Origin of the sequence: Cochlodiniinecator piscidefendens, assembly GCF_011326755.1 — a bacterium.
Classification (GTDB): Bacteria; Pseudomonadota; Alphaproteobacteria; order Rhodobacterales; family Rhodobacteraceae; genus Cochlodiniinecator; species Cochlodiniinecator piscidefendens.
The window spans coordinates 1-21,984 of the sequence record NZ_JAAOIE010000002.1 but is presented as its reverse complement, the minus strand read 5'-3'; the positions used below and the strand labels follow the sequence as shown (position 1 = coordinate 21,984).

Annotated in this window: 25 protein-coding genes, 1 tRNA gene and 1 other RNA gene; 16 read left to right on the top strand and 11 right to left on the bottom strand. The window is 50.8% G+C overall.

Annotation, left to right across the window (positions count from 1 at the left end; all coding sequences use genetic code 11):
• Positions 1-70 precede the first annotated feature (70 nt).
• Positions 71-301: a sulfurtransferase TusA family protein gene (locus G9C99_RS04840; RefSeq protein ID WP_166416338.1), complete on the bottom strand. Its 231-nt coding sequence runs from the start codon at positions 299-301 to the stop codon at positions 71-73.
• A gap of 121 nt (positions 302-422) precedes the next feature.
• Here G9C99_RS04840 and G9C99_RS04835 point away from each other — a divergent pair, with 121 nt between their 5' ends.
• From G9C99_RS04835 to G9C99_RS04825, 3 genes are all read left to right on the top strand, one after another.
• On the top strand, positions 423-1,193 hold the full coding sequence (locus G9C99_RS04835) for a cytochrome c biogenesis CcdA family protein (protein ID WP_166416337.1): 771 nt from the start codon (positions 423-425) through the stop codon (positions 1,191-1,193).
• 63 nt (positions 1,194-1,256) lie between these two features.
• Complete coding sequence (locus G9C99_RS04830; RefSeq protein ID WP_166416336.1) at positions 1,257-2,465, top strand: hypothetical protein; 1,209 nt, start codon at positions 1,257-1,259, stop codon at positions 2,463-2,465.
• Positions 2,462-3,823, top strand: coding sequence for a cytochrome P450 (locus G9C99_RS04825; RefSeq protein ID WP_166416335.1), 1,362 nt, complete (start codon positions 2,462-2,464; stop codon positions 3,821-3,823). The genes G9C99_RS04830 and G9C99_RS04825 overlap by 4 nt, the downstream gene beginning before the upstream one ends.
• Here G9C99_RS04825 and G9C99_RS04820 read toward each other — a convergent pair.
• From G9C99_RS04820 to ssrA, 6 genes are all read right to left on the bottom strand, one after another.
• The gene (locus tag G9C99_RS04820) at positions 3,810-4,064 is read right to left on the bottom strand and encodes a ribbon-helix-helix domain-containing protein (protein ID WP_231703986.1); all 255 of its coding nucleotides are present in this window, start codon (positions 4,062-4,064) and stop codon (positions 3,810-3,812) included. The two genes, G9C99_RS04825 and G9C99_RS04820, sit on opposite strands and share 14 nt — an antisense overlap.
• A gap of 9 nt (positions 4,065-4,073) precedes the next feature.
• Positions 4,074-4,268 (bottom strand): DUF4169 family protein, encoded by a 195-nt coding sequence (locus G9C99_RS04815; RefSeq protein WP_166416334.1) that lies wholly within the window; start codon positions 4,266-4,268, stop codon positions 4,074-4,076.
• On the bottom strand, positions 4,268-5,662 hold the full coding sequence (gene fumC / locus G9C99_RS04810; protein WP_166416333.1) for a class II fumarate hydratase: 1,395 nt from the start codon (positions 5,660-5,662) through the stop codon (positions 4,268-4,270). The genes G9C99_RS04815 and fumC overlap by 1 nt, the downstream gene beginning before the upstream one ends.
• Before the next feature lie 94 nt (positions 5,663-5,756).
• Positions 5,757-6,599: a hypothetical protein gene (locus tag G9C99_RS04805; RefSeq protein WP_166416332.1), complete on the bottom strand. Its 843-nt coding sequence runs from the start codon at positions 6,597-6,599 to the stop codon at positions 5,757-5,759.
• A 116-nt stretch (positions 6,600-6,715) separates the two neighbouring features.
• Positions 6,716-7,192 (bottom strand): SspB family protein, encoded by a 477-nt coding sequence (locus G9C99_RS04800; protein ID WP_166416331.1) that lies wholly within the window; start codon positions 7,190-7,192, stop codon positions 6,716-6,718.
• A gap of 244 nt (positions 7,193-7,436) precedes the next feature.
• Positions 7,437-7,790, bottom strand: a transfer-messenger RNA (tmRNA) gene (ssrA, locus tag G9C99_RS04795).
• 99 nt (positions 7,791-7,889) lie between these two features.
• Here ssrA and G9C99_RS04790 point away from each other — a divergent pair.
• Entirely contained in the window at positions 7,890-8,546 is a 657-nt protein-coding gene (locus G9C99_RS04790; protein WP_166416330.1) for an LCCL domain-containing protein, read from the top strand.
• A gap of 2 nt (positions 8,547-8,548) precedes the next feature.
• Here the strand turns inward: G9C99_RS04790 and G9C99_RS04785 are convergent, their stop codons facing one another.
• Positions 8,549-9,292 carry a FadR/GntR family transcriptional regulator gene (locus G9C99_RS04785; protein WP_407926002.1) on the bottom strand — a complete coding sequence of 248 codons (744 nt, stop codon included), beginning with the start codon at positions 9,290-9,292 and terminating at the stop codon, positions 8,549-8,551.
• Between the two features lie 83 nt (positions 9,293-9,375).
• Between G9C99_RS04785 and G9C99_RS04780 the strand changes: the two genes are divergently transcribed.
• The 12 genes from G9C99_RS04780 (at position 9,376) to G9C99_RS04725 (ending at position 20,541) form a co-directional block, all read left to right on the top strand.
• On the top strand, positions 9,376-10,137 hold the full coding sequence (locus tag G9C99_RS04780) for a DUF2182 domain-containing protein (protein WP_166416329.1): 762 nt from the start codon (positions 9,376-9,378) through the stop codon (positions 10,135-10,137).
• Positions 10,138-10,150: 13 nt separating this feature from the next.
• Positions 10,151-10,774: a DUF1326 domain-containing protein gene (locus G9C99_RS04775; RefSeq protein WP_166416328.1), complete on the top strand. Its 624-nt coding sequence runs from the start codon at positions 10,151-10,153 to the stop codon at positions 10,772-10,774.
• 24 nt (positions 10,775-10,798) lie between these two features.
• Positions 10,799-11,896 (top strand): dimethylsulfoniopropionate demethylase, encoded by a 1,098-nt coding sequence (locus tag G9C99_RS04770; protein ID WP_166416327.1) that lies wholly within the window; start codon positions 10,799-10,801, stop codon positions 11,894-11,896.
• 10 nt (positions 11,897-11,906) lie between these two features.
• Positions 11,907-12,899 (top strand): acryloyl-CoA reductase, encoded by a 993-nt coding sequence (gene acuI, locus G9C99_RS04765; RefSeq protein WP_166416326.1) that lies wholly within the window; start codon positions 11,907-11,909, stop codon positions 12,897-12,899.
• Between the two features lie 88 nt (positions 12,900-12,987).
• On the top strand, positions 12,988-14,214 hold the full coding sequence (locus tag G9C99_RS04760) for an aminotransferase class V-fold PLP-dependent enzyme (protein WP_166416325.1): 1,227 nt from the start codon (positions 12,988-12,990) through the stop codon (positions 14,212-14,214).
• Positions 14,215-14,231: 17 nt separating this feature from the next.
• Positions 14,232-14,672, top strand: a complete 441-nt coding sequence (locus G9C99_RS04755) for a TrgA family protein (RefSeq protein WP_166416324.1) — start codon at positions 14,232-14,234, stop codon at positions 14,670-14,672.
• A gap of 4 nt (positions 14,673-14,676) precedes the next feature.
• Positions 14,677-15,795, top strand: a complete 1,119-nt coding sequence (locus G9C99_RS04750; RefSeq protein WP_166416323.1) for an NUDIX domain-containing protein — start codon at positions 14,677-14,679, stop codon at positions 15,793-15,795.
• 53 nt (positions 15,796-15,848) lie between these two features.
• A complete protein-coding gene (locus G9C99_RS04745; protein ID WP_166416322.1) occupies positions 15,849-16,886 on the top strand; it encodes a cysteine synthase A in 1,038 nt (345 codons plus the stop codon).
• Positions 16,886-19,306 (top strand): DUF3772 domain-containing protein, encoded by a 2,421-nt coding sequence (locus G9C99_RS04740; protein WP_166416321.1) that lies wholly within the window; start codon positions 16,886-16,888, stop codon positions 19,304-19,306. Before G9C99_RS04745 ends, G9C99_RS04740 begins: the two co-directional genes overlap by 1 nt.
• Entirely contained in the window at positions 19,303-20,022 is a 720-nt protein-coding gene (locus G9C99_RS04735) for an alanyl-tRNA editing protein (RefSeq protein ID WP_166416320.1), read from the top strand. Before G9C99_RS04740 ends, G9C99_RS04735 begins: the two co-directional genes overlap by 4 nt.
• Positions 20,023-20,025: 3 nt before the next feature.
• A complete protein-coding gene (locus G9C99_RS04730; RefSeq protein WP_166416319.1) occupies positions 20,026-20,394 on the top strand; it encodes a hypothetical protein in 369 nt (122 codons plus the stop codon).
• Between the two features lie 57 nt (positions 20,395-20,451).
• Positions 20,452-20,541: transfer RNA gene (locus G9C99_RS04725), tRNA-Ser, on the top strand.
• A 216-nt stretch (positions 20,542-20,757) separates the two neighbouring features.
• On the opposite strand, the gene G9C99_RS04720 is transcribed toward G9C99_RS04725, so the two are convergent.
• The 3 genes from G9C99_RS04720 to G9C99_RS04710 all read right to left on the bottom strand — a co-directional run.
• Positions 20,758-21,009 carry a hypothetical protein gene (locus tag G9C99_RS04720; protein ID WP_166416318.1) on the bottom strand — a complete coding sequence of 84 codons (252 nt, stop codon included), beginning with the start codon at positions 21,007-21,009 and terminating at the stop codon, positions 20,758-20,760.
• Positions 21,010-21,222: 213 nt separating this feature from the next.
• On the bottom strand, positions 21,223-21,447 hold the full coding sequence (locus G9C99_RS04715) for a transglutaminase-like cysteine peptidase (protein WP_166416317.1): 225 nt from the start codon (positions 21,445-21,447) through the stop codon (positions 21,223-21,225).
• Positions 21,448-21,455: 8 nt separating this feature from the next.
• Positions 21,456-21,984 (bottom strand): hypothetical protein (locus tag G9C99_RS04710; protein WP_407926001.1); only part of this gene is annotated, 529 nt, incomplete at its 5' end.

The following is a 21,984-nucleotide window of genomic DNA, read 5'->3' as shown; positions in this document are numbered from 1 at the left end:
AATAAAAAAGCGCTGGGAATTTCCCGGCGCTTTTTATTTGTAAGTCAAAGACTTGTATTTCTAAGTTGATCTAGCTGCCTTTGCGGATCAGATACTCCATATAGGCGCCTTCAGGAATGGATGCCTCTAAGGTGTGTCCGGCTTCGTTACAGAAATGTGGAATATCAATAACTGCGGCGGGATCGTCCGCCTTGATGCAGAGAACCTGCCCGGCAGACATTGATTTTAAGCGCTTGCGGGCTTTGAGGACAGGCAAGGGGCACAAAAGCCCAAGTGCGTCGAGAGTATCATCATAGGTCATAAAACGCATGTATAGGGGGGATATGATCTGCGCAAGAGGGACCCCACTTACGCAAATGTGACATTATCGCTCGTGACCTTTTGTTTAGGATCGCCTAAGGGGAAGGAGAGAGGAAATTATAATGACCATTGCCGCCCTTTTGGATGTTACCCCGATCTTTGATGCGTCTTTCTTGCCTGCGATGCTGGTGGCGTTGCTGGGTGGTTTAATTTCGTTCCTCAGTCCCTGCGTCTTGCCGGTTGTTCCGCCTTATCTGGCCTATATGAGCGGCGTATCCATGGACGACATGAGCGACGAAAAGGCGTCTCGCCGTCGTATTATGATAACGGCGCTGTTCTTTGTTATGGGATTGTCGGTTGTCTTTTTGCTGATTGGCGCAGCGGCATCGGTGTTTGGGCGATTTTTAATCGTGAACCAGGGCTATTTTGTCATTGGTGCTGGGTTGGTCATTATGATTTTGGGCGCGCATTTTGTCGGCGTGTATCGATTGCGGTTTCTGGATCGTGAATACCGTATGGATGCCGGGGATCAGGGCGGATCTGCCTTTGGTGCGTTTGTGCTTGGGTTGGCTTTTGCCTTTGGCTGGTCCCCATGTCTAGGGCCCGTGTTGGGCGCGATTAGTTCGCTCGCCATGGTGGAGCATTCCGTCGGGCGTGGTATGGCGCTGTTGGGTGTTTATGCCTTTGGTTTGGGTATCCCATTTTTGCTGGTCGCCGCATTCTTTCCGCGCCTAAAGGGACCGCTCAATTGGATGAAGCGCAATATGGAACGTATTGAACGCACAATGGGGCTTTTGCTTTGGACGGTTGGTCTGATGATGGCGACCGGAAAATTTACCGATTTTGCACTTTGGTTGAACGAAGCCTTCCCCGCATTGCAAACTTTTGGCTGATAGGGCTTAAAATCGCCGCGATCCTCTATTAGGCTGTAAAAAACAGCGTAATATTCGGTAGATATGACACAGCAGTCACAAACACAGGTCAAGAAACGGCATGTTCTTTATGTGCCGGGGTATGATCCGTTTTTGCCGCGCCGATACCGCGAATTGTACCGTAGCGAAAGCACTGAACAGGCCCGCATCAGTGGCTATGATATTTCTCAATCTGCCGGCCCAACAGGGGAAAACTACAGTTGGAACGTCGAAGCGGTAATCGAAGATCAACCGGTGTCCGCGACGGTTGAGGTGTTTTTCTGGTCCGACCTCGTTCAAGATTCAATGAAACATAACATATTCAGCACCTATCTGGTGTTGCTGCGCACGGCGTGGGTGTATTTCGGGTCAGGGGTGATTTCGCGGTTGTTTAAGATGCGCAAAGGGCCCGTTATCGCGGCGCTTTATCCGGCGGTGGCCCTGATCTTACAGCTGTGTGTTGCGCTTGGCGGGGCTTGGTTCATCGGTTGGTTGGGCAGCTTTGCGCATGCACTTTTGTTCTGGCTGATGTTCTTTGTCAGCGTCATTCTGATTTTACGGTGGTTTCGGTCCATAGATAATAAGATCTACGTTTATTATTTGATGCATGATTACGCCTACACTGCCAAAAGCAAAGGGGCCTATAGCCCGCGTATGCGTGACAGGATCGCCCAGTTTTCCGGGCGGCTGACGGACATCATGCAAAGCGACGTAGATGAGGTATTGCTTGTTGGGCATTCCTCAGGTGTTCATATCGGAACCTCTGTACTGGCATCCTATTTGCGGGAACATGGTCATACTGACGGGCCTGAACTATCGTTTTTGTCCCTTGGTCATGCTGTTCCAATGGCGTCGTTTTTACCGGACGCTTGGGAAATTCGCCGTGACCTGAGCGAAGTTTCCAAAAGCGAAGCAATATTTTGGGCTGATGTGAGCGCGCCGGGGGATGGATGCACCTTTGCGCTTTGTGATCCGGTGGCGGTTTCTGGTGCAGGATCACCTGAGCAGCGTTGGCCTTTGGTCTTTTCCGCTGCGTTTACCCAAAGCCTAAGCCCAGAACGTTGGAAACAACTAAGATGGCGTTTTTTCAGGCTGCATTTCCAATACCTGTGTGCTTTTGATCGGCCCAAAGATTATGATTATTTTCAAATCACGGCAGGGCCAAAAACACTTGCGCAACGGTATGGTGAGAGATCGCCGTCAAAATCGCGCATTGACGTTTGCCTGTCACCCTTTACCAATCAGAAACCATGATATCACCCAAACCCAAATCACGTTCTGGCCGGGTATCGTTGTTTCGGTACCTCAAATTGTTTCGGCAGGACATTCTGTCGGCGCAACCTGAAAAACTGTACCGTGCGTGGATGGCCGAATTTCGGACACCATTTTTTCGATCTTATTTGGTCAATCAACCCGATCTGGTGGATGAAGTTCTTAAGGCGCGACCCGATGAATTTCCGAAATCAGAGCGTGTGACCGAAGGGTTACGCCCGTTGCTGGGGGATTCTGTTTTTGTGACCAATGGCGAACAGTGGAAACGTCAGCGCCGTATCATTGACCCTGCATTCGAAGGGGGGCGGTTACGCGATACGTTTCCTGCGATGTGGGACGCCGCTGTTTCCTGTGTCGAGCGCCTAGATGCAAGGGCCGGGGATGCACCGATTGAGGTCGAGAGTGAAACCAGCCACGCTGCTGCCGATGTCATTTTCCGCACTTTGTTTTCAATCCCGATCACCCATAGCGTGGCAGGCGCGGTGTTTGATGAATTTCGGGAATACCAGCGCAGTCAGCCGATTGTGAATTTGGCGGCCTTTGTGCCGTTGCCGCGTTGGATGCCACGGTTTTTTGGTCGGAAAACAAAACGCTCCGCCCGTATTATTCGGGATTTGATTGCCCAATTGACCTCAACCAGAATGGCGGAAATCAAAGAGGGCAACGCCCCTGACGACCTCGCGACAAAAATCATGACCTTTCCTGACCCACAAACAGGTGAGTGTTTTGACACTGAAGAAATGATTGACCAGGTCGCGATATTTTTTCTCGCGGGGCACGAAACCAGCGCGTCAGCCTTAGCATGGGCGCTGTATCTCATGGCGCTCTATCCTGAGTGGCAAGAGAAAATCTCAGACGAGGCCCAACGCGAAATTGACCCTGAAACGATCTATTTTTCGGTGATGTCAAAACTGCGCGTCTCGCGTGATGTGTTTCGTGAAACGCTGCGCCTGTATCCACCTGTTCCGATGATGGTGCGCGAAGCGGCCTGTCCGCAGAATTTTCGCAATCGTGAGGTTAAAGCTGGATCGCAAGTGGTTTTATCCCCTTGGCATTTGCACCGTCATGAACGGCTATGGGACAATCCAGATGGGTTTGACCCAACGCGTTTTGGCACAGAGAACGGCAAAACCTGCATGAGAGAGGCTTATATGCCTTTTTCCACCGGCGCGCGCGTCTGTCCCGGTGCGGGGTTTGCGATGGTTGAGGGGCCGCTGATCCTGTCTATGATCTTGCGGTCATTTAAGGTTGAAGTTGTCGCTGAAAAGCCTGCCGTTCCTGTTGCGCATTTAACCGTACGGTCCAAAGACGGCATTTGGCTCAAATTTACGCGTCGCTAAGTCTGCGTTGTAAATCTGCCAAAACGTATAATCGTATCGCTGAAGCGAGCCCAGTTTCCAAATCGCGCATGGCGTCAATCTCTGCGGCAAGCACATTTATCGCCTTTTCATCACGCGCGGCAATATCGCGAAACGCCCGCCAAAATGCATCTTCAAGCGTGACGCTTGTCCGGTGTCCCTTAAGCGTAAGGGATCGTTTTTTAGGGTAATCATTAATCATGGCTGAGTTAAACACGCGCATGGATTTTGATCAATCAAGGTCGGAATTGTCTTTGTCCAGCTTGTGTTGATCTAGGTGCGATTTCAGCGTTTCCAAATCGCGCAGAACATCTGCGCTTTCGGTGCGGGTTTGCCCAAATTTGGCAGCGTTTTGCGCAGCTGTCTTTCGCTTTGCGTCGCGCGCCCGTGATTTTCGGGCGCGCGTTAGATTTACGATCTTAGCCATCAGGCTTTGGGACCGATCATTTGTTCCGGGCGCACAACCCGTTCGAATGTTTCATCATCCACAAAGCCAAGTGCGATCGCTTCTTCCTTGAGGGTGGTGCCGTTTTTATGGGCAGTTTTGGCAACGGTGGTAGCATTGTCATAACCGATTGTTGGCGCCAAAGCTGTAACCAGCATCAATGACTCACGCATCAGTTTTTCAATGCGATCGCGGTTTGCCTGAATGCCCACAACGCAATTGTCGGTAAAGGCAGATGACGCATCGCCCAGCAATTGCATAGATTGAAGAACGTTATAGGCCATCATGGGTTTATAAACGTTCAGTTCAAAATGACCTTGGGAGCCCGCAAATCCAACAGCGGCGTCATTGCCAAAGACATGGGCGCAAACCTGTGTCAGTGCCTCACATTGGGTGGGGTTCACTTTGCCTGGCATGATAGAGGAGCCAGGTTCATTTTCCGGCAGCATCAATTCACCTAGGCCACAACGCGGACCTGACCCCAGCATCCGAATGTCGCTTGCGATTTTATAAAGGGACACAGCAACAGTCTTAAGCGCGCCAGACATTTCAACCATGGCGTCATGTGCTGCCAAAGCTTCGAATTTGTTTGGGGCGGTGACGAAAGGCAAATCAGCGATACGCGCCATATTGGCCGCGACGGTTTCACCCCAGCCTTGTTGCGTGTTCAATCCGGTGCCAACAGCTGTGCCACCTTGGGCCAGTTCATAAATCCGGGGTAGGGCGGATTTCACACGTTCGGTGCCCATTGCAACCTGATGTTCGTAGCCAGAGAATTCCTGGGCAAGGGTCAATGGCGTTGCATCCATTGTGTGGGTGCGGCCGATTTTTATGATGCCATCAAATTCTTTGACCTTATCCGCCAAAGCAGCGCGTAGTTTTTCCAGACCCGGCAGCAAAACGTCACGCGCGGTCATCGCGGTTGCGATGTGCATCGCAGTTGGGAACGTATCGTTTGAAGATTGACCCATGTTGCAATGGTCATTCGGGTGAACCGGGTCTTTTGAGCCAATCACGCCGCCCAGAATTTCGATAGCTCGGTTTGCAATAACTTCGTTTGAGTTCATGTTGGATTGGGTGCCTGACCCAGTCTGCCACACGACCAGCGGGAAGTTATCGTCAAATTTACCAGCAACCACTTCGGATGCCGCCTGAACGATAGCTTTGCCAAGATCTGCGTCCAGTTTGCCAGAGGCCATGTTGGCTTCGGCGCAGGCTTGCTTGATCACACCCAAGGCGCGCACGATGGCGACAGGCTGCTTTTCCCAACCAATCGGGAAGTTCATAATGGATCGTTGGGTCTGCGCACCCCAGTATTTATCTGATGGAACTTCGAGTGGGCCGAAGCTGTCTGTTTCTGTGCGGGTGGTCGACATGGGAAACTCCTTACGATGTTAGGCTCTTTTTAGCCGGATCGAGGAGGAAATCAATACGATATACCATTGTATACCGCATTGATTGGCGGCAAATTCACGCAGTGAGGCGTTGCTCTTCTTCTTCGGTGTTCCAAACCATCGAAAGCAGGCCGGTAGACGGGCATTTGTTGAACTCAGCGCCCGGGAAGGTGTTCGATAGCAATCGGGTCAATGTGTCGGAGCTGTTTTCGACATCACCCTTGAATTTACTCTCTACGCTTGGGTTGAAAACAATAACAACCTTTTCCCGTGCAATACGTGACATTTCACCAATAAATTCAGCATATTGTGCCTCGTCACCATAGGCGTCAATTGCTTGGAAGCAGGTAACAATATCATAGCTATTGTCGTCGAATTGATACGGAGTTTGCGCCCCATTGAAATTGATCGGCTTTGCGTCAATCGCCTGATGAATCGGATCATAAACTGATCCGCGCCCTTCTAGAAACTCAGTTGGTTGAAGTGTGTTTCCGAAATGCCGTGCAACTTCGACTGAGGCGCAGCTGCCTGATGACAGCTCAAGAATTTCATAGGAACGGTCTGGATCAAGCGTTTCTGGGTAGAAATCGACGCAGCGTTGATATTCGCGCATCATATTGTAACCGCGAAGCTGGTATTTGATCTGCACCATGTTCAACAACATTGATCGCTTCTTAAGCAAACCTTTGCCCTGACCTTGGGGGAGGAACGCAGTTTTGTCGATTTGATAGGGTTGCAAAAACGTATCTGGGATGGCCACATCTCTATCCGAGAGTGTTCGCCATGCCTTGCGGGTACGTTTGAGCCAAAGTTCAATGCGCTCAACAAATTTGGCATATCTGGGATGCGTTTGTGAAAGTTGCTGATATAGCGCGCGCTCCTCATCGAGGTAAGCGCGCATGGCTCGCCTGTTATTCATGTCTGCTCCAATTATTTGTTTTTTTAATTAAATTTCAACAAAATGGAGCAGATTACGCAAGCAAAAACCTTGCGAGGATTTAATGTTTTGTTAATTGGTGTATCGGCGCAACGCGTTTATTTGCGGAAACTGTCAAGGCTTACGATTTCAGCTTCTTGTTGAGTTTCAACAGCTTCTACGTTTTCGCTGATAGGGGCTTCTTCAACGTCGTCATCACTGTCGAAGTCGTCGTCATCCTCGCTGTGGGTTTCAAACCGCAAACCAAATTCAACGGATGGGTCAACAAAGGTGACCAAAGACGCATAAGGGATATAGAGTGGTTCAGGCTGATCGCCAAAGTTCAACGTGATTGAAAAACCTTCATCAGTGACGTCTAGATTGTCAAACCAATGTTGCACAACAACAGTCATTTCATCGGGGTAGCGTTCCGCCAGCCAATCCGCAATTTGCACGTCAGGGTGCAAAGTGTCGAAGGTGATGAAAAAATGATGATCGCCGGGCAGCCCATCTTTCGCAATGCTGGACAATACGTCTTTGATTAAACCACGCATCGCGCGGTGCATCAGGTTGCCATAATCAATAGTATCAGACATGCGATCTCTCTGTTTGCGACTCTGTTGTTAGAATAGTGAATTCTATGATGAAGGAAAGAGTAGGTTACGGGAATTTTAATTTCTTAAACTGTTTTGGGAATTTGCTAAGGTAAAGTTAGGTGTTTGAAAAATAAGACAGCCTTTATGTGAAAATAACATGAGATGTATTATCACTTTCTAAAAACATAATGCCCTTTAGCTCAAAGTAAAGTGGTGAATAAGTGCTGCGTTAATTTGGGTGGGAAGTGCAGGTTTCTGTTGCCAGGTACCTGCGGACCCCGCCAATCGCTGCTAGGCGAAAGGACTTAAGGTTTCAATGTTTCGCACAGCTTACGCTGCGAGAGCCATTGGAGCTTTGTTGTCGTTTGCAACTAGCTTAAACGTACCGATAACGGTGGTAACTCACCGAAACAAAGCAAACCCCTTTAGACGTTCGTCGATCCTATTTCGACCCCATGACCCCAAACGATAGGGTGATTGGTGGAGTCGCCGGGTACCGCCCCCGGGTCCGATCCGCTTATTACGAGCGCGTTTATGTCCATAGTTGAGCAAGCCCAACGCCTTTGATCTATGTAAGTTCCACGGCGATTTCAACCCTTTGCAACCTAAAATACACCGTCGGATCGCAATACTTGACCGGTAACGGTGAAATTCAGACAATGAATTTGAAGCTACTAATATATAGGAGGATGCTTCGATGATTTTTAAAAAGACTATTCAGATCACAATTTTTACAGTTTTTGCCGCGCTTTTTTCTGGGCCAAGTGGTGTTTCAGCGCAAAAGGCGATTTCTGGCAGTGTTGCAGAATGTGCATCCGTGACAATCGGAACGTCGCAGTTTGAGTGCGAATGCCCAGCCAACGGCGCACGTCGTAGCGTGTGGGGTAGTGGACCTTATACAAGCGATAGTGATCTTTGCACTGCAGCGTTGCACGCTGGGGCGATTGGACTTGAGGGTGGGTTGATCACCGTAAGGCCCGAACCGGGGCAAAGCAGTTATCAATCGACGACGGCCTTTGGTGTAACAACCAGTAATTGGGCGTCTTATGGCAGCAGCTTTATGGTGTTGGTGTCTGCCGTTGAATGTGGTGTCATGCCCGGTGATCAAACATTGCATACATGTTCTTGCCCACAGACAGCGGCAGTGCGTAGCGTTTGGGGAAGCGGACCTTACACCAGCGACAGCGATATTTGCACAGCTGCGCGCCATGATGGAGCGATTGATCTAAATGGCGGGATTGTTCATGTGATGAAAATCGAAGGCCTGCAATCTTATAGCGCATCAACTGAAAATGGCGTCACGACATCTGGCTGGGCCAATTACGGATCGAGCATCATTTTCAATCAAAACTAAACTTAACTGGGCGCGCGGTTTTTACGTTGGGCAAGCGCCGTGCGCCCCAATTCTGAAGTGTAGATCGTAAGTTCGGATAGGGCTTGGTCCGCGGCTGCACCGTCGCCTTGTTCAATGGCGTCGGCAATACATGTGTGAAGCTCAACAATCCGTGCGCGATCTCTGGCACTGAAGGTGATCATGTTCATAAGGGGTTCAATCGCCTCAACCGCGCCGGCCAATTGATAGGATAAAATCGGATTATCGGCGCCATCGACAAGTGCGCGGTGAAACGCGACGTCGCTCGCGCAAAAGGCTTCGTCGGAAAGGCCTGGTTGCCCCTGACGGTGTATCTCTGCGCGCATTGTCGCCAGATGGTCGCCGTTGCGACGCGCAGCTGAGAGGGCGGCACAGGCGCGCTCCATCGCGAAACGTGCTTCGCAGGCGGTTTCAAAATCGACCTCATTCATGCTGATCAGCAGCGTTGAGGTGGTGATTTGTTGACCGTAGGCTTCTTCATAGCGCAGACGGTTGACGAAAGCGCCGCCAGTCGCCCCGCGTTGGGTGCGGATCAGGTTTTGCGCCGCGAGCCGTTTTAACGCTTCGCGCACCGTTGGGCGGGAAACGTCAAATTGTGTTGATAGCTCTGCCTCTGATGGCAGTCGTTCATCGACGATCAATTCCCCGGACACAATCGCATCGCGGATCGCTTGGGCTATCTGGGCGGACAGGTCGCGGGTTTCTTTTGGCATTTTACTCAATTTCATTTGTCAGACATTTAAATGTATGACATTTTGATTTCGACTCATTTAGGAAAGCATACATGCCATTCACTCAAAGGATAAGACGAATGTCAGGGGCGCATTGGCTCTGGGTGTTTGGCGGTATTCTTTTTGCTTGGTTGGCTCTCTTTGCGATGGCGATCCCGCAGGACATGTTGCAGGCTGGGAACGGGTTTGACGCGTCTTTTTGGGTAGAGCTGTGTTCTATAACCCCTGATGCCGCTGGGTTTATAAAACTCACTATTATGTGGGGGCTTATGTCGGGCGCGATGATGGCACCAACTTTTTTACCAGCGCTGACAACATACGAAGATCTACCCGTATCTACTCGGCAAGGGTTTTATGAGCTTCTGGCAGGGTATTTGATCGTTTGGCTGATGTTTTCGATCATTGCAGCCGCCGGACAGATGGGATTGTCATCTTGGGGGCTTTTGTCGCCGTTTGGGCAAAGCCTGTCGACGCCGCTTACCATTATTTTGCTTTTGATCGCAGGACTCTATCAGTTTTCGACGTTTAAAGATGCCTGTCTTTCTAAATGTCGAATGCCGCTTACGTATTTTATGGAACGTTGGAATACAGACCGCTGGAATGCGCTGTCGCTTGGTCTTGGGCTTGGTGTGGTGTGTTTGGGATGCTGCTGGGCCTTAATGCTGCTCGCGTTTGTTGGGGGCACAATGAATATCGCATGGATGGGCCTTGCGACTGTTTTCATGGTTTTTGAAAAACTGCCCGAAATCGGGCGCTGGATAACCCGACCGCTGGGCGTTGTTTTGGTGGGTTGGGCGATGTTTTTAATGGGGCAGGCCTTGGCCGCGCCTTTGGGATTATAATGGGAGAGATGAAATGTCCGAATTGACACCATGGACGATCAAAGGGGAACTGATCCTCAACTGCAATTGTACGGTTTTTTGCCCCTGTGTGGTGAGCCTTGGCGCGCATCCTCCCACAGAAGGTTACTGTCAGGCTTGGGCAGGGGTACGTATTGACGAAGGTAACTACGGCGATGAAGACCTGTCAGGTCTGAATATCGGGTTGGTTCTTGATATTCCGGGGCTCATGGGACGCGGCAATTGGAAGGCCGCCGCTTATATCGATGAACGTTCATCTGATGTGGCCTATGATGGGTTGGTGAAAATCTTTTCTGGTGCGGCAAAGGGCACAACAGGTCTGTTTTCTATGTTGGTGAGTGAATTTTTAGGGGCTGAACGCGCGCCTGTTGAATTCACCACCGAAGGTAATGCGCGCCGTTTGATGGTTGGCAAAATCATCCAAGGTGAAGTGGTTCCCGTGGCTGGCAATGATCCTGATCAGGATATCGTGGTTTCAAACACCGGCTACTGGATGGGCCCAGACATCACCATCGCAACGGCCAACAAGGGCAAAGTGCGCGCCCATGGCCGGGTGTGGGACTTTGCAGGTCGTTCCGCAGAAATCTGTCAGATCGACTGGAAAGGGCCGGGTCGCTAAGGCGGCTTGACACTGGGGGATAAAATGGCATTGATCTCACCCTCTCGACGTCTGCGCAGAACCCCGTTTTCAGACGGGGTCGAGCGCGCAGGCGTTAAGGCCTACACCGTTTACAATCGGATGTTATTGCCAACGATGTTTGACAGCATGGCGGCCGATTGTGCGCATCTCAAATCACATGTGCAGGTCTGGGATGTAGCCTGTGAACGCCAAATTTCCGTAAAGGGGCCAGATGCCAATAGGCTTATGGCGTTGTTGACGCCGCGGGATCTGTCAAAGATGGCGGATGATCAGTGTTATTACGTGCCTATGGTGGATCAATACGGCGGTATGCTAAATGATCCCGTTGCGGTGAAGCACAGCGACGATCATTACTGGATATCTATAGCTGACAGTGACTTACGCCTTTGGGTTAAAGGTGTGGTTGCAGGGTTTGGTTTGGATGTCGACGTGTCAGAGCCTGATGTTTCGCCTTTGGCGGTTCAGGGGCCAAAGGCGGATGATCTGATGGCGCGCGTGTTTGGCGAAGACGTTCGTTCAATCCGGTTTTTTCGCTATAAGCGGCTTTCCTTTCAGGGAAAAACCCTATTGGTTGCGCGGTCTGGGTTCTCAAAACAAGGCGGTTTTGAAATTTATGTGGATGGCGGCGAAATCGGTATGTCCTTGTGGGATGCATTGTTCGCGGCTGGCGCTGATTTGAATGTACGCGCAGGCGGGCCCAATTTGATCGAGCGCGTCGAAAGTGGGCTGCTGTCTTATGGCAACGATATGACCGATCAAAATACACCCTTTGACTGTGGTTTGGGGAAATTCGTGAGTTCAAACGCGGATTACATTGGTCGTAGCGCACTTGAACGTGTTGCAGAGCGCGGCGCTGAATTTGCTCTCTGCCCTATCGAAATCTTGGGGGAGCCAATTGGTGTCTGTGACCGAGCTTGGCCCATCATGGGCGGTTCCTCAAAAGTTGGGCAGGTGACTTCGGCTGTTTGGTCCCCTGACGCGAATTGCAATGTCGCGATTGGGATGGTGCGCACAGGGGATGCCGTTGCTAGCAGCAACATTGAAATAAACACACATCACGGGCCGCGAATTGGCCAGATACGTGATGCTTTTTGGAAATAGGGAGAAGACAATGTTTAACGCACTTGTCGTACGCAAAGACGAAGAAACAGGTAAAACCAGCGCGTCGGTTGAAACAATGACAGTCGATCAACTGCCCGTGGGAGAGGTCACCGTCGCGGTCGACTATTCAACGGTCAACTACAAAGACGGGCTGTGTATTGGCCCCGGTGGCGGTCTGGTGCGCAACTACCCGCATGTGCCGGGCATAGATTTTGCAGGCACTGTCGAGGCCTCAAACGATGCGCGTTATAGTGCGGGTGACAAAGTCGTTTTGACCGGATGGCGTGTGGGTGAGGCCCACTGGGGTGGGTATGCCCAAAAAGCACGGGTAAAGGCCGATTGGCTTGTTCCCTTACCGACGGGGATTGATACGCGTCAGGCAATGGCTGTCGGTACGGCTGGATTTACCGCAATGCTGGCGGTTATGGCACTTGAGGATCGCGGCTTAACCCCTTCTGATGGAATGGTTTTAGTAACAGGTGCCGCAGGTGGTGTCGGGTCAGTTGCGACAGCGATATTGGCCAATCGTGGATATAGTGTTGCAGGTGTGACAGGGCGCCCGGAAACGGCTGATTACCTGAAATCTTTGGGTGCATCTCAGATCATCGCACGCGAAGAGATCAATGAAACAGTTAAACGGCCGCTCGAAGCGGAAGCATGGGCGGGATGTGTCGATGCTGTTGGCGGTGCAATGCTCGCACGGGTGTTGGGTCAGATGAACTATGGCGCCTCTGTTGCGGCTGTCGGTTTGGCCGGTGGGGCAAGTTTGCCTGCGACGGTCATTCCATTTTTGCTGCGTGGTGTAAATTTGCTGGGCATTGATTCTGTGATGCAGCCTTATGAAAACCGTCTTCGGGCTTGGGAACGTATTGCAAAAGACCTGCCAATGGACCGTCTGGAGGCGATGATACAACCTGCAACATTGTCCGATTTACCAGCATTGGGTGGTGATATTTTGAAAGGTCAGGTCAAAGGTCGCGTTGTTGTAGACGTGAATGCCTAAACATTTCGGAACATAACTATGAAAAGCGGTGTCAATTTGGCACCGCTTTTGTCTTGCAGATGGGCGTAGAATAGGCGTTTATCGCAGTATGACACATTTAGATATTGATTTCGTCCGCCGTCAGTTTCCAGCGTTTCAAGAACAAAGCCTGCAAAATCAGGTATTCTTTGAAAATGCAGGGGGAAGCTATACTTGCCAACAGGTTATTGATCGTCTGTTTCGCTATTATCATCAGCGTAAGGTTCAGCCCTATGCGCCATATGATGCCTCTCGCCTAGCGGGGGAAGAAATGGACGAAGCCCGTAGTCGTCTGGCGCAAATGATGGGCGTTGAGACGGACGAGGTGAGCTTTGGACCGTCTACAACGCAAAACACCTATGTTTTGGCCCAAGCCTTTCGTAAGATGTTGCATCCGGGCGATGCAATTATTGTCACGAACCAAGATCACGAAGCCAATACCGGCGTTTGGCGTCGTTTATCTGATCATGGGATTGACGTGCGGGAATGGCAGATTGATCCCGAAACCGGTCATTTGTCGCTGGATGCGCTGGCAGCATTGTTGGACGGGAAAGTTAAGTTGATTTGCTTTCCGCATTGTTCAAATGTTGTGGGCGAAATCAATGATGTAAAGCGTATTGTTCAGATGGGCCATGATGTTGGGGCCTATGTCTGCGTTGATGGCGTCAGCTATGCGCCGCACGGCATACCGAATGTGCAAGACTTGGGCGCAGACGTTTATTTGTTCTCGGCCTACAAAACCTATGGTCCGCATCAGGGCATTATGGTGATCCGCAAAGGGCTTGGCTTCGAATTGCCAAATCAGGCGCATTATTTCAACGCTGACGTTCTATATAAACGTTTCACACCTGCTGGCCCGGATCATGCTCAGGTCGCGGCTTGTGCTGGGATGGCTGATTATGCGGATGCTGTGTATGCACATCATTTTTCAGCAGAGGCGGGGGTAACAAAGCGGGCAGAGGCCGTACATGATTTGATGCGTGCGCATGAGGTGGAGTTGCTTCAGCCTTTGTTGGATTATCTGTCTCAGAAGAATTCAGTGCGTTTATTGGGGCCTATAGAGGCTGACAATCGTGCGCCAACGGTTGCGGTTGAGCTGAACGGTTCTGCATTTGAAGCGGCTCAATCGCTTGCGCCTTTGGGTGTGATGGCAGGTGGCGGTGATTTTTATGCTGTTCGTGCGCTGCAGGCGATGGGTGTTGATCCACAAAAGGGCGTTTTACGTTTGAGCTTTGTGCATTATACTTCAACAGAAGAGATCAATACCGCAATCCGTGCGCTTGATCAGGTTTTATAAGGGATAGGAAAAGCACCATGCCCACCGCTGCCCGTCTGGTGTCTGCACTTTTGTTTATGGGGCTGGCTTATCTGGTGACAGATATGGTGCCAGCCCTGTTAGAGGATGGGCAGCCATACGGGTATCTTTACGAAATCACTGTGGCGCTTGGTGCCATATGCGGTTGGACAATTATGGGGCCGCGCGCCGAATATGGGGGGCGCGATGCGATCGGCGGTGGCGTCACGACGGGGGCCGCGCTTTTTATTACTGCGACTTTTGTGCAGGCCTTTATGCGCATGATTAAGCTTTCGATGCGGGGGCGTTACGATAATGCGCCCGAAGCGGTAGCTAAGGTTTTTGAAATATGGTTTGAGTTCGCGATGTTAATCGCAACGCCGAAACTGTTGATCACACTCGTTCTGGGATCTGTCATTGCGGGCAGCATCGCAGGCGGTGTCGGAAGAAGATGGTCTTAACTGAATGAAACGAATGTTTTACTATGGCACGTTGTGCTATTTGCCTTTGCTCGAGTTGGTCATAGGGCGCCCATTGCGTGCGCAAGATACGAAACCTGCAACCCTTTCAGGGTTTGAAGTGAGCTGGGCCAAGGATCAAATCTTTCCTTATATTGAGAAATCCGAGGGTTCATATGCCTCTGGCATTATCTTTGAAGGTAGCGAAGAGGATGTCGCGCGCCTTAACTTCTATGAAGGTGGGTTTCACTATGATCTACATGAGATTTGCCCAGAAGGCGAAAGCGAAACCGTAGATGTTTACATTCCTCAACCGGGCCATTGGTCCGCAGGTGCGCCGTGGGTGCTTGAGGATTTTGTGGCGGGTTATGGAGAGATTACCCTTAGTGCTGCAAGAGATGCGATGGCGTTGTTTGGAAAGGTTAGTGCGGAAGAAATGGCTAAACGCCTGCCGATGTTTCGCGCGCGTGCGGCAAAAATCCAAAGCCGATTTTATGAAACGCCAATCGATTTGCGCAGCGGTCTGAGTGAAGCCGACTTTGAGGTCATTGATCATCGTCGGCCTTATGATAACTTTTTTGCTTTTGATGAAATCAATCTACACCATAAGAAATTTAATGGTGACGTATCCCCTGAAATCGAACGGGGTGTTTTTATTTCGTCGGATGCCGTGATTGTCTTACCTTATGATGCGAACCGAGATCGGGTTTTGTTGTTAGAGCAATTCCGTCCGGGTCCAGTGATCCGCGGGGATCAGACCCCTTGGTTGCTTGAGGCGGTCGCGGGGCGCATTGATGCAGGGGAAACACCCGAAGAGGCGGCGCATCGCGAATTGAAAGAAGAAAGTGGAATTGCGGCAAACAGTCTCGAGTTGATTTCGCGCAGCTATCCAAGTCCCGGCGCCTCAACCGAGTTCTATCATCACTATCTCGCACTTTGTGATTTAACGAGCGCTGACGATATATATGCGGGGCTAGATAGCGAAGATGAAGACATCCGTGCGATCACTATTTCCTTTGATCAGCTTATGAATGCGATAAAAACGGGGGAGATTAACGTCGCTCCGTTGGTTTTAAGCGCTTTGTGGCTATCACAAAACAGGGAACGTTTGCGCAGTGAAGCTTGAGTTCACTCTGTTAGCGTTTTATGACTTGGCGAAACGAATATAAGGCGAACACTATGCGCATCTGTAATGACCTCGTGGATACCATCGGGAAAACCCCTCTGATTAAGCTGCAAAAAGCAAGCGAAGAGACCGGATGCGAAATTTTTGGTAAGGCTGAGTTTCTAAACCCCGGCCAATCCGTGAAAGACCGTGCTGCGCTGTTTATCATCAAAGATGCCATTGCGAGTGGTGCGCTAAAGCCGGGTGGTACAATCGTCGAGGGTACCGCAGGTAACACCGGTATCGGGCTTGCGCTTGTTGGATCATCGCTTGGGTTTAAGACCGTGATTGTTATCCCGGAAACTCAATCCGAGGAAAAAAAGGACATGCTGCGTCTGGCTGGTGCCGAATTGGTTCAGGTGCCCGCAGCACCTTACAAAAACCCCAATAACTATGTGCGCTATTCCGAACGGTTGGCCAAAAAGCTCGCGCAGACAGAACCTAACGGCGCGATCTGGGCGAACCAATTTGACAATGTCGCCAACCGTCAGGCGCATATCGAAACAACCGCGCCCGAAATCTGGGAACAGATGGATGGAAAAATTGACGGGTTTATCTGTGCTGTCGGGTCCGGGGGCACTTTGGCTGGTATGGCGACAGGGTTGCGTGAACGTGATCCATCCGTGAAAATTGGCTTGGCTGACCCCGAAGGTGCAGGTCTTTATAGCTATTATAAAACCGGTGAATTTGGTTCAGAAGGCAGCTCAATCACCGAAGGGATCGGGCAGGGGCGTATCACCGCCAATCTGGACGGGCTGACAGTTGACCACGCGTACCGTATTCCGGATGCTGAAGCTTTGCCCATCGTTTTTGATTTACTGCAAACCGAAGGTTTGTGTCTTGGTGGTTCTACCGGGATAAATATTGCCGGAGCCATGCGCATGGCGCGTGATATGGGGCCGGGCCATCGTATTGTAACTGTATTGTGTGATTACGGTAACCGTTATCAATCTAAATTATTCAACCCTGATTTCCTGAAAAGCAAAGGCCTGCCAGTGCCAAGTTGGCTAGACGCAGCGCCGCGTAGCATTCCAGGTGTTTTTGAGGACTAATGTCAAACATTCGCGTCATTGCCCTTTGCTTGTTCGCCGTATTCGCAACAGCATTTTCACCCTTTGTTGAACCTGCTGTTGCACAAGCCACGGCACCCGCGGTGGATTATACCGCATGGGAAAGCACGGCAACGCGTGCGCAAACTGCTATTGCAGCTGGGCGCGCATCTGACGCGGCATTGGAAGATTTACGCAAGCAACTTGCTGACTGGCGTGCACAATTTGCCGATGCGCAATCGTTGAATGCGGCTGAAATTACGTCACTGCAAAACCAAATTTCTGTCTTAGGTCCAGCGCCCGAAGATGGAAGCGAACCGGCCGAGATTGCGACCCAACGCCAGACATTGACAGATCAACTCGCCCAAGCACGGGCGCCGGGGCAGCGCGCAACTGTTGCCCATAGTCGCGCAAGTGGGTTGATCGCACAAATTGATACAATCATCCGGGAACGTCAGACAAATAAGCTTTTGTCGTTGGGGCCTTCACCTCTGAATCCAGTGCACTGGATTGGCGCTTTTGATGCTGGGGTTCAGTTTGTTACGGATATCAAATCCGAAATTTCCACAGCGTGGAACAGCCAAATCCAACGGACGGAGTTTACAAACAATCTACCTGCAACCGTCATTTTATTGGTTCTAGCGGCGGTCTTGTTGTTGCGAGGACGGCGGTGGGCTGAACGGCTTTCGATCTATTTGCAAAGCCAGAATAGTGTTGCATGGCGCTGGTTACTGGGATTTGTGGTTTCCTTTGCCCAAGTTGTTGTTCCAGTTGTGGGACTGGTCTTTTTGGTTGAGGCGTTCCATTCAACGGGTTTGATTGGCGTTCATGGCACAACAGTCATAGATGCGATCCCGGCGGCGGGTTTTATGTTTTTTGCGGCACGTTGGTTGGGGATACGGATGTTCTCGCGTCACGACGCAGTCAATGCGTACCTGCAGCTTTCGAATGAACAACGCAGTGAGGCCCGTTGGTATACTGGCGCTTTGGGACTGCTCGTTGGGTTTAATATTCTGATCCAAGTCGTTGTATCCGCTGAGAGAATAACAACAGAAAACGCTGTGGTTCTAGGGTTTCCAGTTTTAGTTTTGGTCGCGTTTATGACGATGCGCATTGGCCAGATGTTGATCAGCCATTATAATAACGCAACTGCAGAAAACACACCTCCGACCTACCGTTGTCAAGTTATTCGCATGATTGGTCGCGCTGTTGTCGCTGCGATGGGTGTTGGCGTGATTCTGGCCGCGATTGGATATCAGGCGGCTTCCGAAAAGCTTATTTTCCCAACGGTTTTGACGTTGGGCCTGTTTGCGCTGATCCTTATTCTGCAAAAGGTTGTTGCAGAGATTTACATCGTGATGACAGGCAATCGAGAAACGGGTCGCGAAGCGTTGCTTCCGGTTCTTATCGGTTTTGTTCTGATGTTGTTGGCTGTTCCAATGTTGGCCCTGATTTGGGGCGCACGCGTTGCGACACTGTCTGAACTTTGGACCAACTTTTTGGCCGGTGTGAGCGTCGGTGGGACGACTATTTCGCCAACGATCTTCCTAACATTCGCTGTGCTGTTTAGCATTGGCTATGTTTTGACGCGCCTTATTCAGGGGACATTGCGTAATTCGTTGCTCCCTAAGACGAAACTCGACACGGGCGGGAAAAACGCAATTGTATCGGGCACAGGATACATCGGGATTTTTCTTGCGGCTTTGATCGCTATCACTGGGGCAGGGATCAACCTCAGCTCATTGGCTATCGTTGCGGGAGCGCTGTCAGTCGGCATTGGTTTTGGCCTTCAAAACATCGTATCGAATTTCGTCTCCGGTATTATTTTGCTGATCGAGCGGCCCATTTCTGAGGGCGACTGGATTGAAGTATCGGGCAAGTCCGGCTACGTGCGCGATATTTCAGTACGCTCAACCCGGATTGAAACTTTTGACCGTGCCGATGTGATTGTGCCCAACGCCGATCTTATCTCTGGCGTTGTGATGAACATGACCAAAGGCAGCCTGACCGGGCGCGTTATTGTACCGATCGGGGTCGCTTACGGATCAGATAGCCGGCAAGTGGAGGCGATTTTGTTGGAGATCGCAAAGGCGCATCCGATGGTTGTTCTTAACCCTGGTCCGGGTGTGGTGTTTCAAGGGTTCGGTGCCGATAGCTTGAACTTTGAAATTCGTGCAATTTTGCGGGATGTGAATTGGATGCTCAGTGTGAAATCTGACATGAACCACGAAATTGCCCGCCGCTTTGCGGAAGAAGGGATCGAAATTCCATTCGCACAGCGTGATGTCACCATTAAGAACCTTGATGTCCTGGCCCCCAAGTTAGCAAAGGTGCCAGAGGCAAAGCCAATTGTCACACCAAAGGACGCAACTGAAGACGTCGACTTCGATGCATCAGCGTCACCAGAGGAAGATTCAATATGACCCAACTGTTGTTTCGTGACGACGCATATCTAAAGGATGCGCCGGGCGTTGTTCTGTCTATCACCCCGGAAGGGGGCGTTGTTTTAGACCAGACAATTTTCTACGCAGCAGGGGGCGGTCAACCCGGCGATAGCGGTGTGCTGCGCTGGAATGGACAAAGCTTAACCATTGCAACAGCGATCAAAAATGATGACGGCGATATCGTTTTAATTCCAGGCGAAGCGCAGGCATTGCCCGAGGCAGGTCAAACCCTAACACAGTCGTTGGATTGGGACCGTCGCCATCGCCACATGCGGGTGCATACGGCGCTGCATCTCTTGTCTGTTGTCGTACCGCTTCCGGTTTCAGGCGGCTCCATCGCTGCCGAAAAAGGGCGGCTTGATTTTGATATGCCCGAAGCACCAGAGGATAAAGCGGCGATCGAAGATGCGCTGAATGCGCTGATTGAGCGCGATCTCACGATCAGCGAAGATTGGATTACTGAGGCCGAGCTGGATGCGAACCCTGATCTGGTTAAGACTATGTCGGTGAAGCCACCACGCGGCGGCGGTAAAATACGCCTTGTCCGCATTGGCACTGAGGGCGAACAAATCGATCTCCAGCCTTGCGGCGGCACCCATGTTGCAACCACAGCTGAAATCGGGCGCGTTCGGATTGGCAAAATTGAAAAGAAGGGCAAACAAAACCGTAGGGTTTATGTTCATTTACTAGGGTAACACATGTCATTTTTACGAGTATCGCAGGCCACATCAGCGCTGTTTTTTTTCTTGTTTTTAGGGCTTTTCTTTGTGCCTAATTTGTTTCTCTGGTTTTTCCAGGTCGAAGGCGATGTCGGAGCCGAATTTTTCATTCAGCGCGCAGCATTTTTGTTTCTTGGCTTTGGCGTAATGTTGTTTTCGGCGCGATATGCATCCCCATCTAGCGCCCGCAGTGCCATTGCTAATGGAATAACAGTGTCGATGTTTGGGTTGGTGATTTACGGTGTTTTAAGCTGTTTAACTGGAACAGCAGGCGGCGGAACTCTGATCGCAGTTTTGGTTGAAGTGCTTGTTGCACTTGGGTTTATGTCGGTGCGGGATCGAGCATAAATTTACTGAATTTCCCTCTTGCAACTTCCCCCGTAACAAGGATAGAACCCGCCTCAAGGACAGGTGGCCGAGTGGTCGAAGGCGCACGCCTGGAAAGTGTGTAGGCGGGAGACCGTCTCCAGGGTTCGAATCCCTGTCTGTCCGCCATAGAAACTCCGTACAATATAAAAATCGTTCATTTACAGTGCTTTGGGTTGAGTTTGGATTTCTCGAAAAATCACGATGTATAGCAAAAAGTATAGCAAAACGTATAGCAAAATACGGACCGTTTTTGGTTGGCGCGAAGTTTCCCGTCGAGATTGAGATGCGCTAGGTCGTTTATCGAATCTCGAAGCGTGGTTTTTGCGATAGAATTAAAGCCCTTCAGAAAGAGCACTTCGGCGCGAGAACCTGCGCACGACCACTGCACAGAGCCAAGGTGATCTCGTAGGAGCCGTTGAGGTTCACCACGTCAACCGTCATGCCGCGCTGTTCAAGGCGCTCGACCATTTGATGGGCGGCGGCATCATATCCGCCATCTTCTTTGCCTGCGGCAATGGTGATGTCTTGGGCGCTAACAGCACAAGCCATAAGGCTAAGTGCAATCGAACCGGCGAGGACAATTGTTCGTTTCATTGGGTAACCTTTCAATAAGGGGAGGATTGCTTAGGCAAGTTTTGCTTGCACAGCGGATATGATCAGCTTCATCAACAGAAGTGGTGCAAGGTACGGGTAACGCCGCTTGTGCCGGGGCTTGGTTCGAAAATCAGGGTAGATATTGTCCACCCATTGCTCCCGCCATTTCAGCATGGCGTGACCTTCGCCGTTACTGGAAATGCAAAACCAGATTTAGGCGCGCAGGGTGAGGATGTACCACCAAAACTTGAAGCCTGATCGGTTGGATAAACGCCAGAGTAGGGCGAGGGCAAAATCTTCACAGTCGCCAACAATGGGCCCTGTTTCATGCCGGATGATTTTCCAGCGCTCTTTGATCCCGTACTGTGCCTGATCAGTTTTGTAGGTGAACCGCGCCTTTATGTCTTCCAGATGTTCAATCTCATTGGCGGGGATCATGGCGTTTCCTAATCTGGTAAAAGTCGGCCGATCTCATGCGCAACCCGTCTGGGCAGCATTTCGGCTACGGTTTCTTCAAAGACGTCTTTGGAGCGATCTTTGACCATTTCTGTTGGGACGGCTGGACCAGTCTGCAATTGGATGGGGAGGGGTTTTGTGGTGACGCGCTGAAAGACATGACCACCAGCTGCGAATTTACCGCTGCGGTAGTGACCTGCGTAGATGAACATGCCCTCAAGCCTGCGGGTTTCATTCCAGAGCTTAACCCGCACCCCCCATTTGAATTGCTTAGGGCGAAACAGCTTCAAGGGCAGGGGAATGCCACTGGCGTAAACCGCGCCCTCAAGTGAACCATTCCCGGTTGGGCGCACCTGCCGAGTTTTGATGTGTTGGCGGACGATAGATGGAAGATGGGATATAGCTAAAAGTTGGTGATGGCCCCTGAGGGGCGGCATATCATGGCGTTGTTCACGCGCCGCAATTCTCGAAGAGAAAAGGATATGCCACATGACGAAGAGTACCATCACGACGTTGCCC

Excerpts from the sequence above, each read along its gene's own strand:
- G9C99_RS04820 (WP_231703986.1), bottom strand. The coding sequence starts at position 4,064 with ATGCGCGTGTTTAACTCAGCCATGATTAATGATTACCCTAAAAAACGA.
- G9C99_RS04715 (WP_166416317.1), bottom strand. The coding sequence starts at position 21,447 with ATGATCCCCGCCAATGAGATTGAACATCTGGAAGACATAAAGGCGCGG.
- G9C99_RS04800 (WP_166416331.1), bottom strand. The coding sequence starts at position 7,192 with ATGTCTGATACTATTGATTATGGCAACCTGATGCACCGCGCGATGCGT.
- G9C99_RS04770 (WP_166416327.1), top strand. The coding sequence starts at position 10,799 with ATGGCATTGATCTCACCCTCTCGACGTCTGCGCAGAACCCCGTTTTCA.
- G9C99_RS04775 (WP_166416328.1), top strand. The coding sequence starts at position 10,151 with ATGTCCGAATTGACACCATGGACGATCAAAGGGGAACTGATCCTCAAC.
- G9C99_RS04745 (WP_166416322.1), top strand. The coding sequence starts at position 15,849 with ATGCGCATCTGTAATGACCTCGTGGATACCATCGGGAAAACCCCTCTG.
- G9C99_RS04730 (WP_166416319.1), top strand. The coding sequence starts at position 20,026 with ATGTCATTTTTACGAGTATCGCAGGCCACATCAGCGCTGTTTTTTTTC.
- G9C99_RS04735 (WP_166416320.1), top strand. The coding sequence starts at position 19,303 with ATGACCCAACTGTTGTTTCGTGACGACGCATATCTAAAGGATGCGCCG.
- G9C99_RS04805 (WP_166416332.1), bottom strand. The coding sequence starts at position 6,599 with ATGAATAACAGGCGAGCCATGCGCGCTTACCTCGATGAGGAGCGCGCG.
- G9C99_RS04760 (WP_166416325.1), top strand. The coding sequence starts at position 12,988 with ATGACACATTTAGATATTGATTTCGTCCGCCGTCAGTTTCCAGCGTTT.
- G9C99_RS04835 (WP_166416337.1), top strand. The coding sequence starts at position 423 with ATGACCATTGCCGCCCTTTTGGATGTTACCCCGATCTTTGATGCGTCT.
- G9C99_RS04790 (WP_166416330.1), top strand. The coding sequence starts at position 7,890 with ATGATTTTTAAAAAGACTATTCAGATCACAATTTTTACAGTTTTTGCC.
- G9C99_RS04740 (WP_166416321.1), top strand. The coding sequence starts at position 16,886 with ATGTCAAACATTCGCGTCATTGCCCTTTGCTTGTTCGCCGTATTCGCA.
- G9C99_RS04830 (WP_166416336.1), top strand. The coding sequence starts at position 1,257 with ATGACACAGCAGTCACAAACACAGGTCAAGAAACGGCATGTTCTTTAT.
- G9C99_RS04755 (WP_166416324.1), top strand. The coding sequence starts at position 14,232 with ATGCCCACCGCTGCCCGTCTGGTGTCTGCACTTTTGTTTATGGGGCTG.
- acuI (WP_166416326.1), top strand. The coding sequence starts at position 11,907 with ATGTTTAACGCACTTGTCGTACGCAAAGACGAAGAAACAGGTAAAACC.
- G9C99_RS04840 (WP_166416338.1), bottom strand. The coding sequence starts at position 301 with ATGACCTATGATGATACTCTCGACGCACTTGGGCTTTTGTGCCCCTTG.
- G9C99_RS04825 (WP_166416335.1), top strand. The coding sequence starts at position 2,462 with ATGATATCACCCAAACCCAAATCACGTTCTGGCCGGGTATCGTTGTTT.
- G9C99_RS04815 (WP_166416334.1), bottom strand. The coding sequence starts at position 4,268 with ATGGCTAAGATCGTAAATCTAACGCGCGCCCGAAAATCACGGGCGCGC.
- fumC (WP_166416333.1), bottom strand. The coding sequence starts at position 5,662 with ATGTCGACCACCCGCACAGAAACAGACAGCTTCGGCCCACTCGAAGTT.
- G9C99_RS04785 (WP_407926002.1), bottom strand. The coding sequence starts at position 9,292 with ATGAAATTGAGTAAAATGCCAAAAGAAACCCGCGACCTGTCCGCCCAG.
- G9C99_RS04720 (WP_166416318.1), bottom strand. The coding sequence starts at position 21,009 with ATGAAACGAACAATTGTCCTCGCCGGTTCGATTGCACTTAGCCTTATG.
- G9C99_RS04750 (WP_166416323.1), top strand. The coding sequence starts at position 14,677 with ATGAAACGAATGTTTTACTATGGCACGTTGTGCTATTTGCCTTTGCTC.
- G9C99_RS04780 (WP_166416329.1), top strand. The coding sequence starts at position 9,376 with ATGTCAGGGGCGCATTGGCTCTGGGTGTTTGGCGGTATTCTTTTTGCT.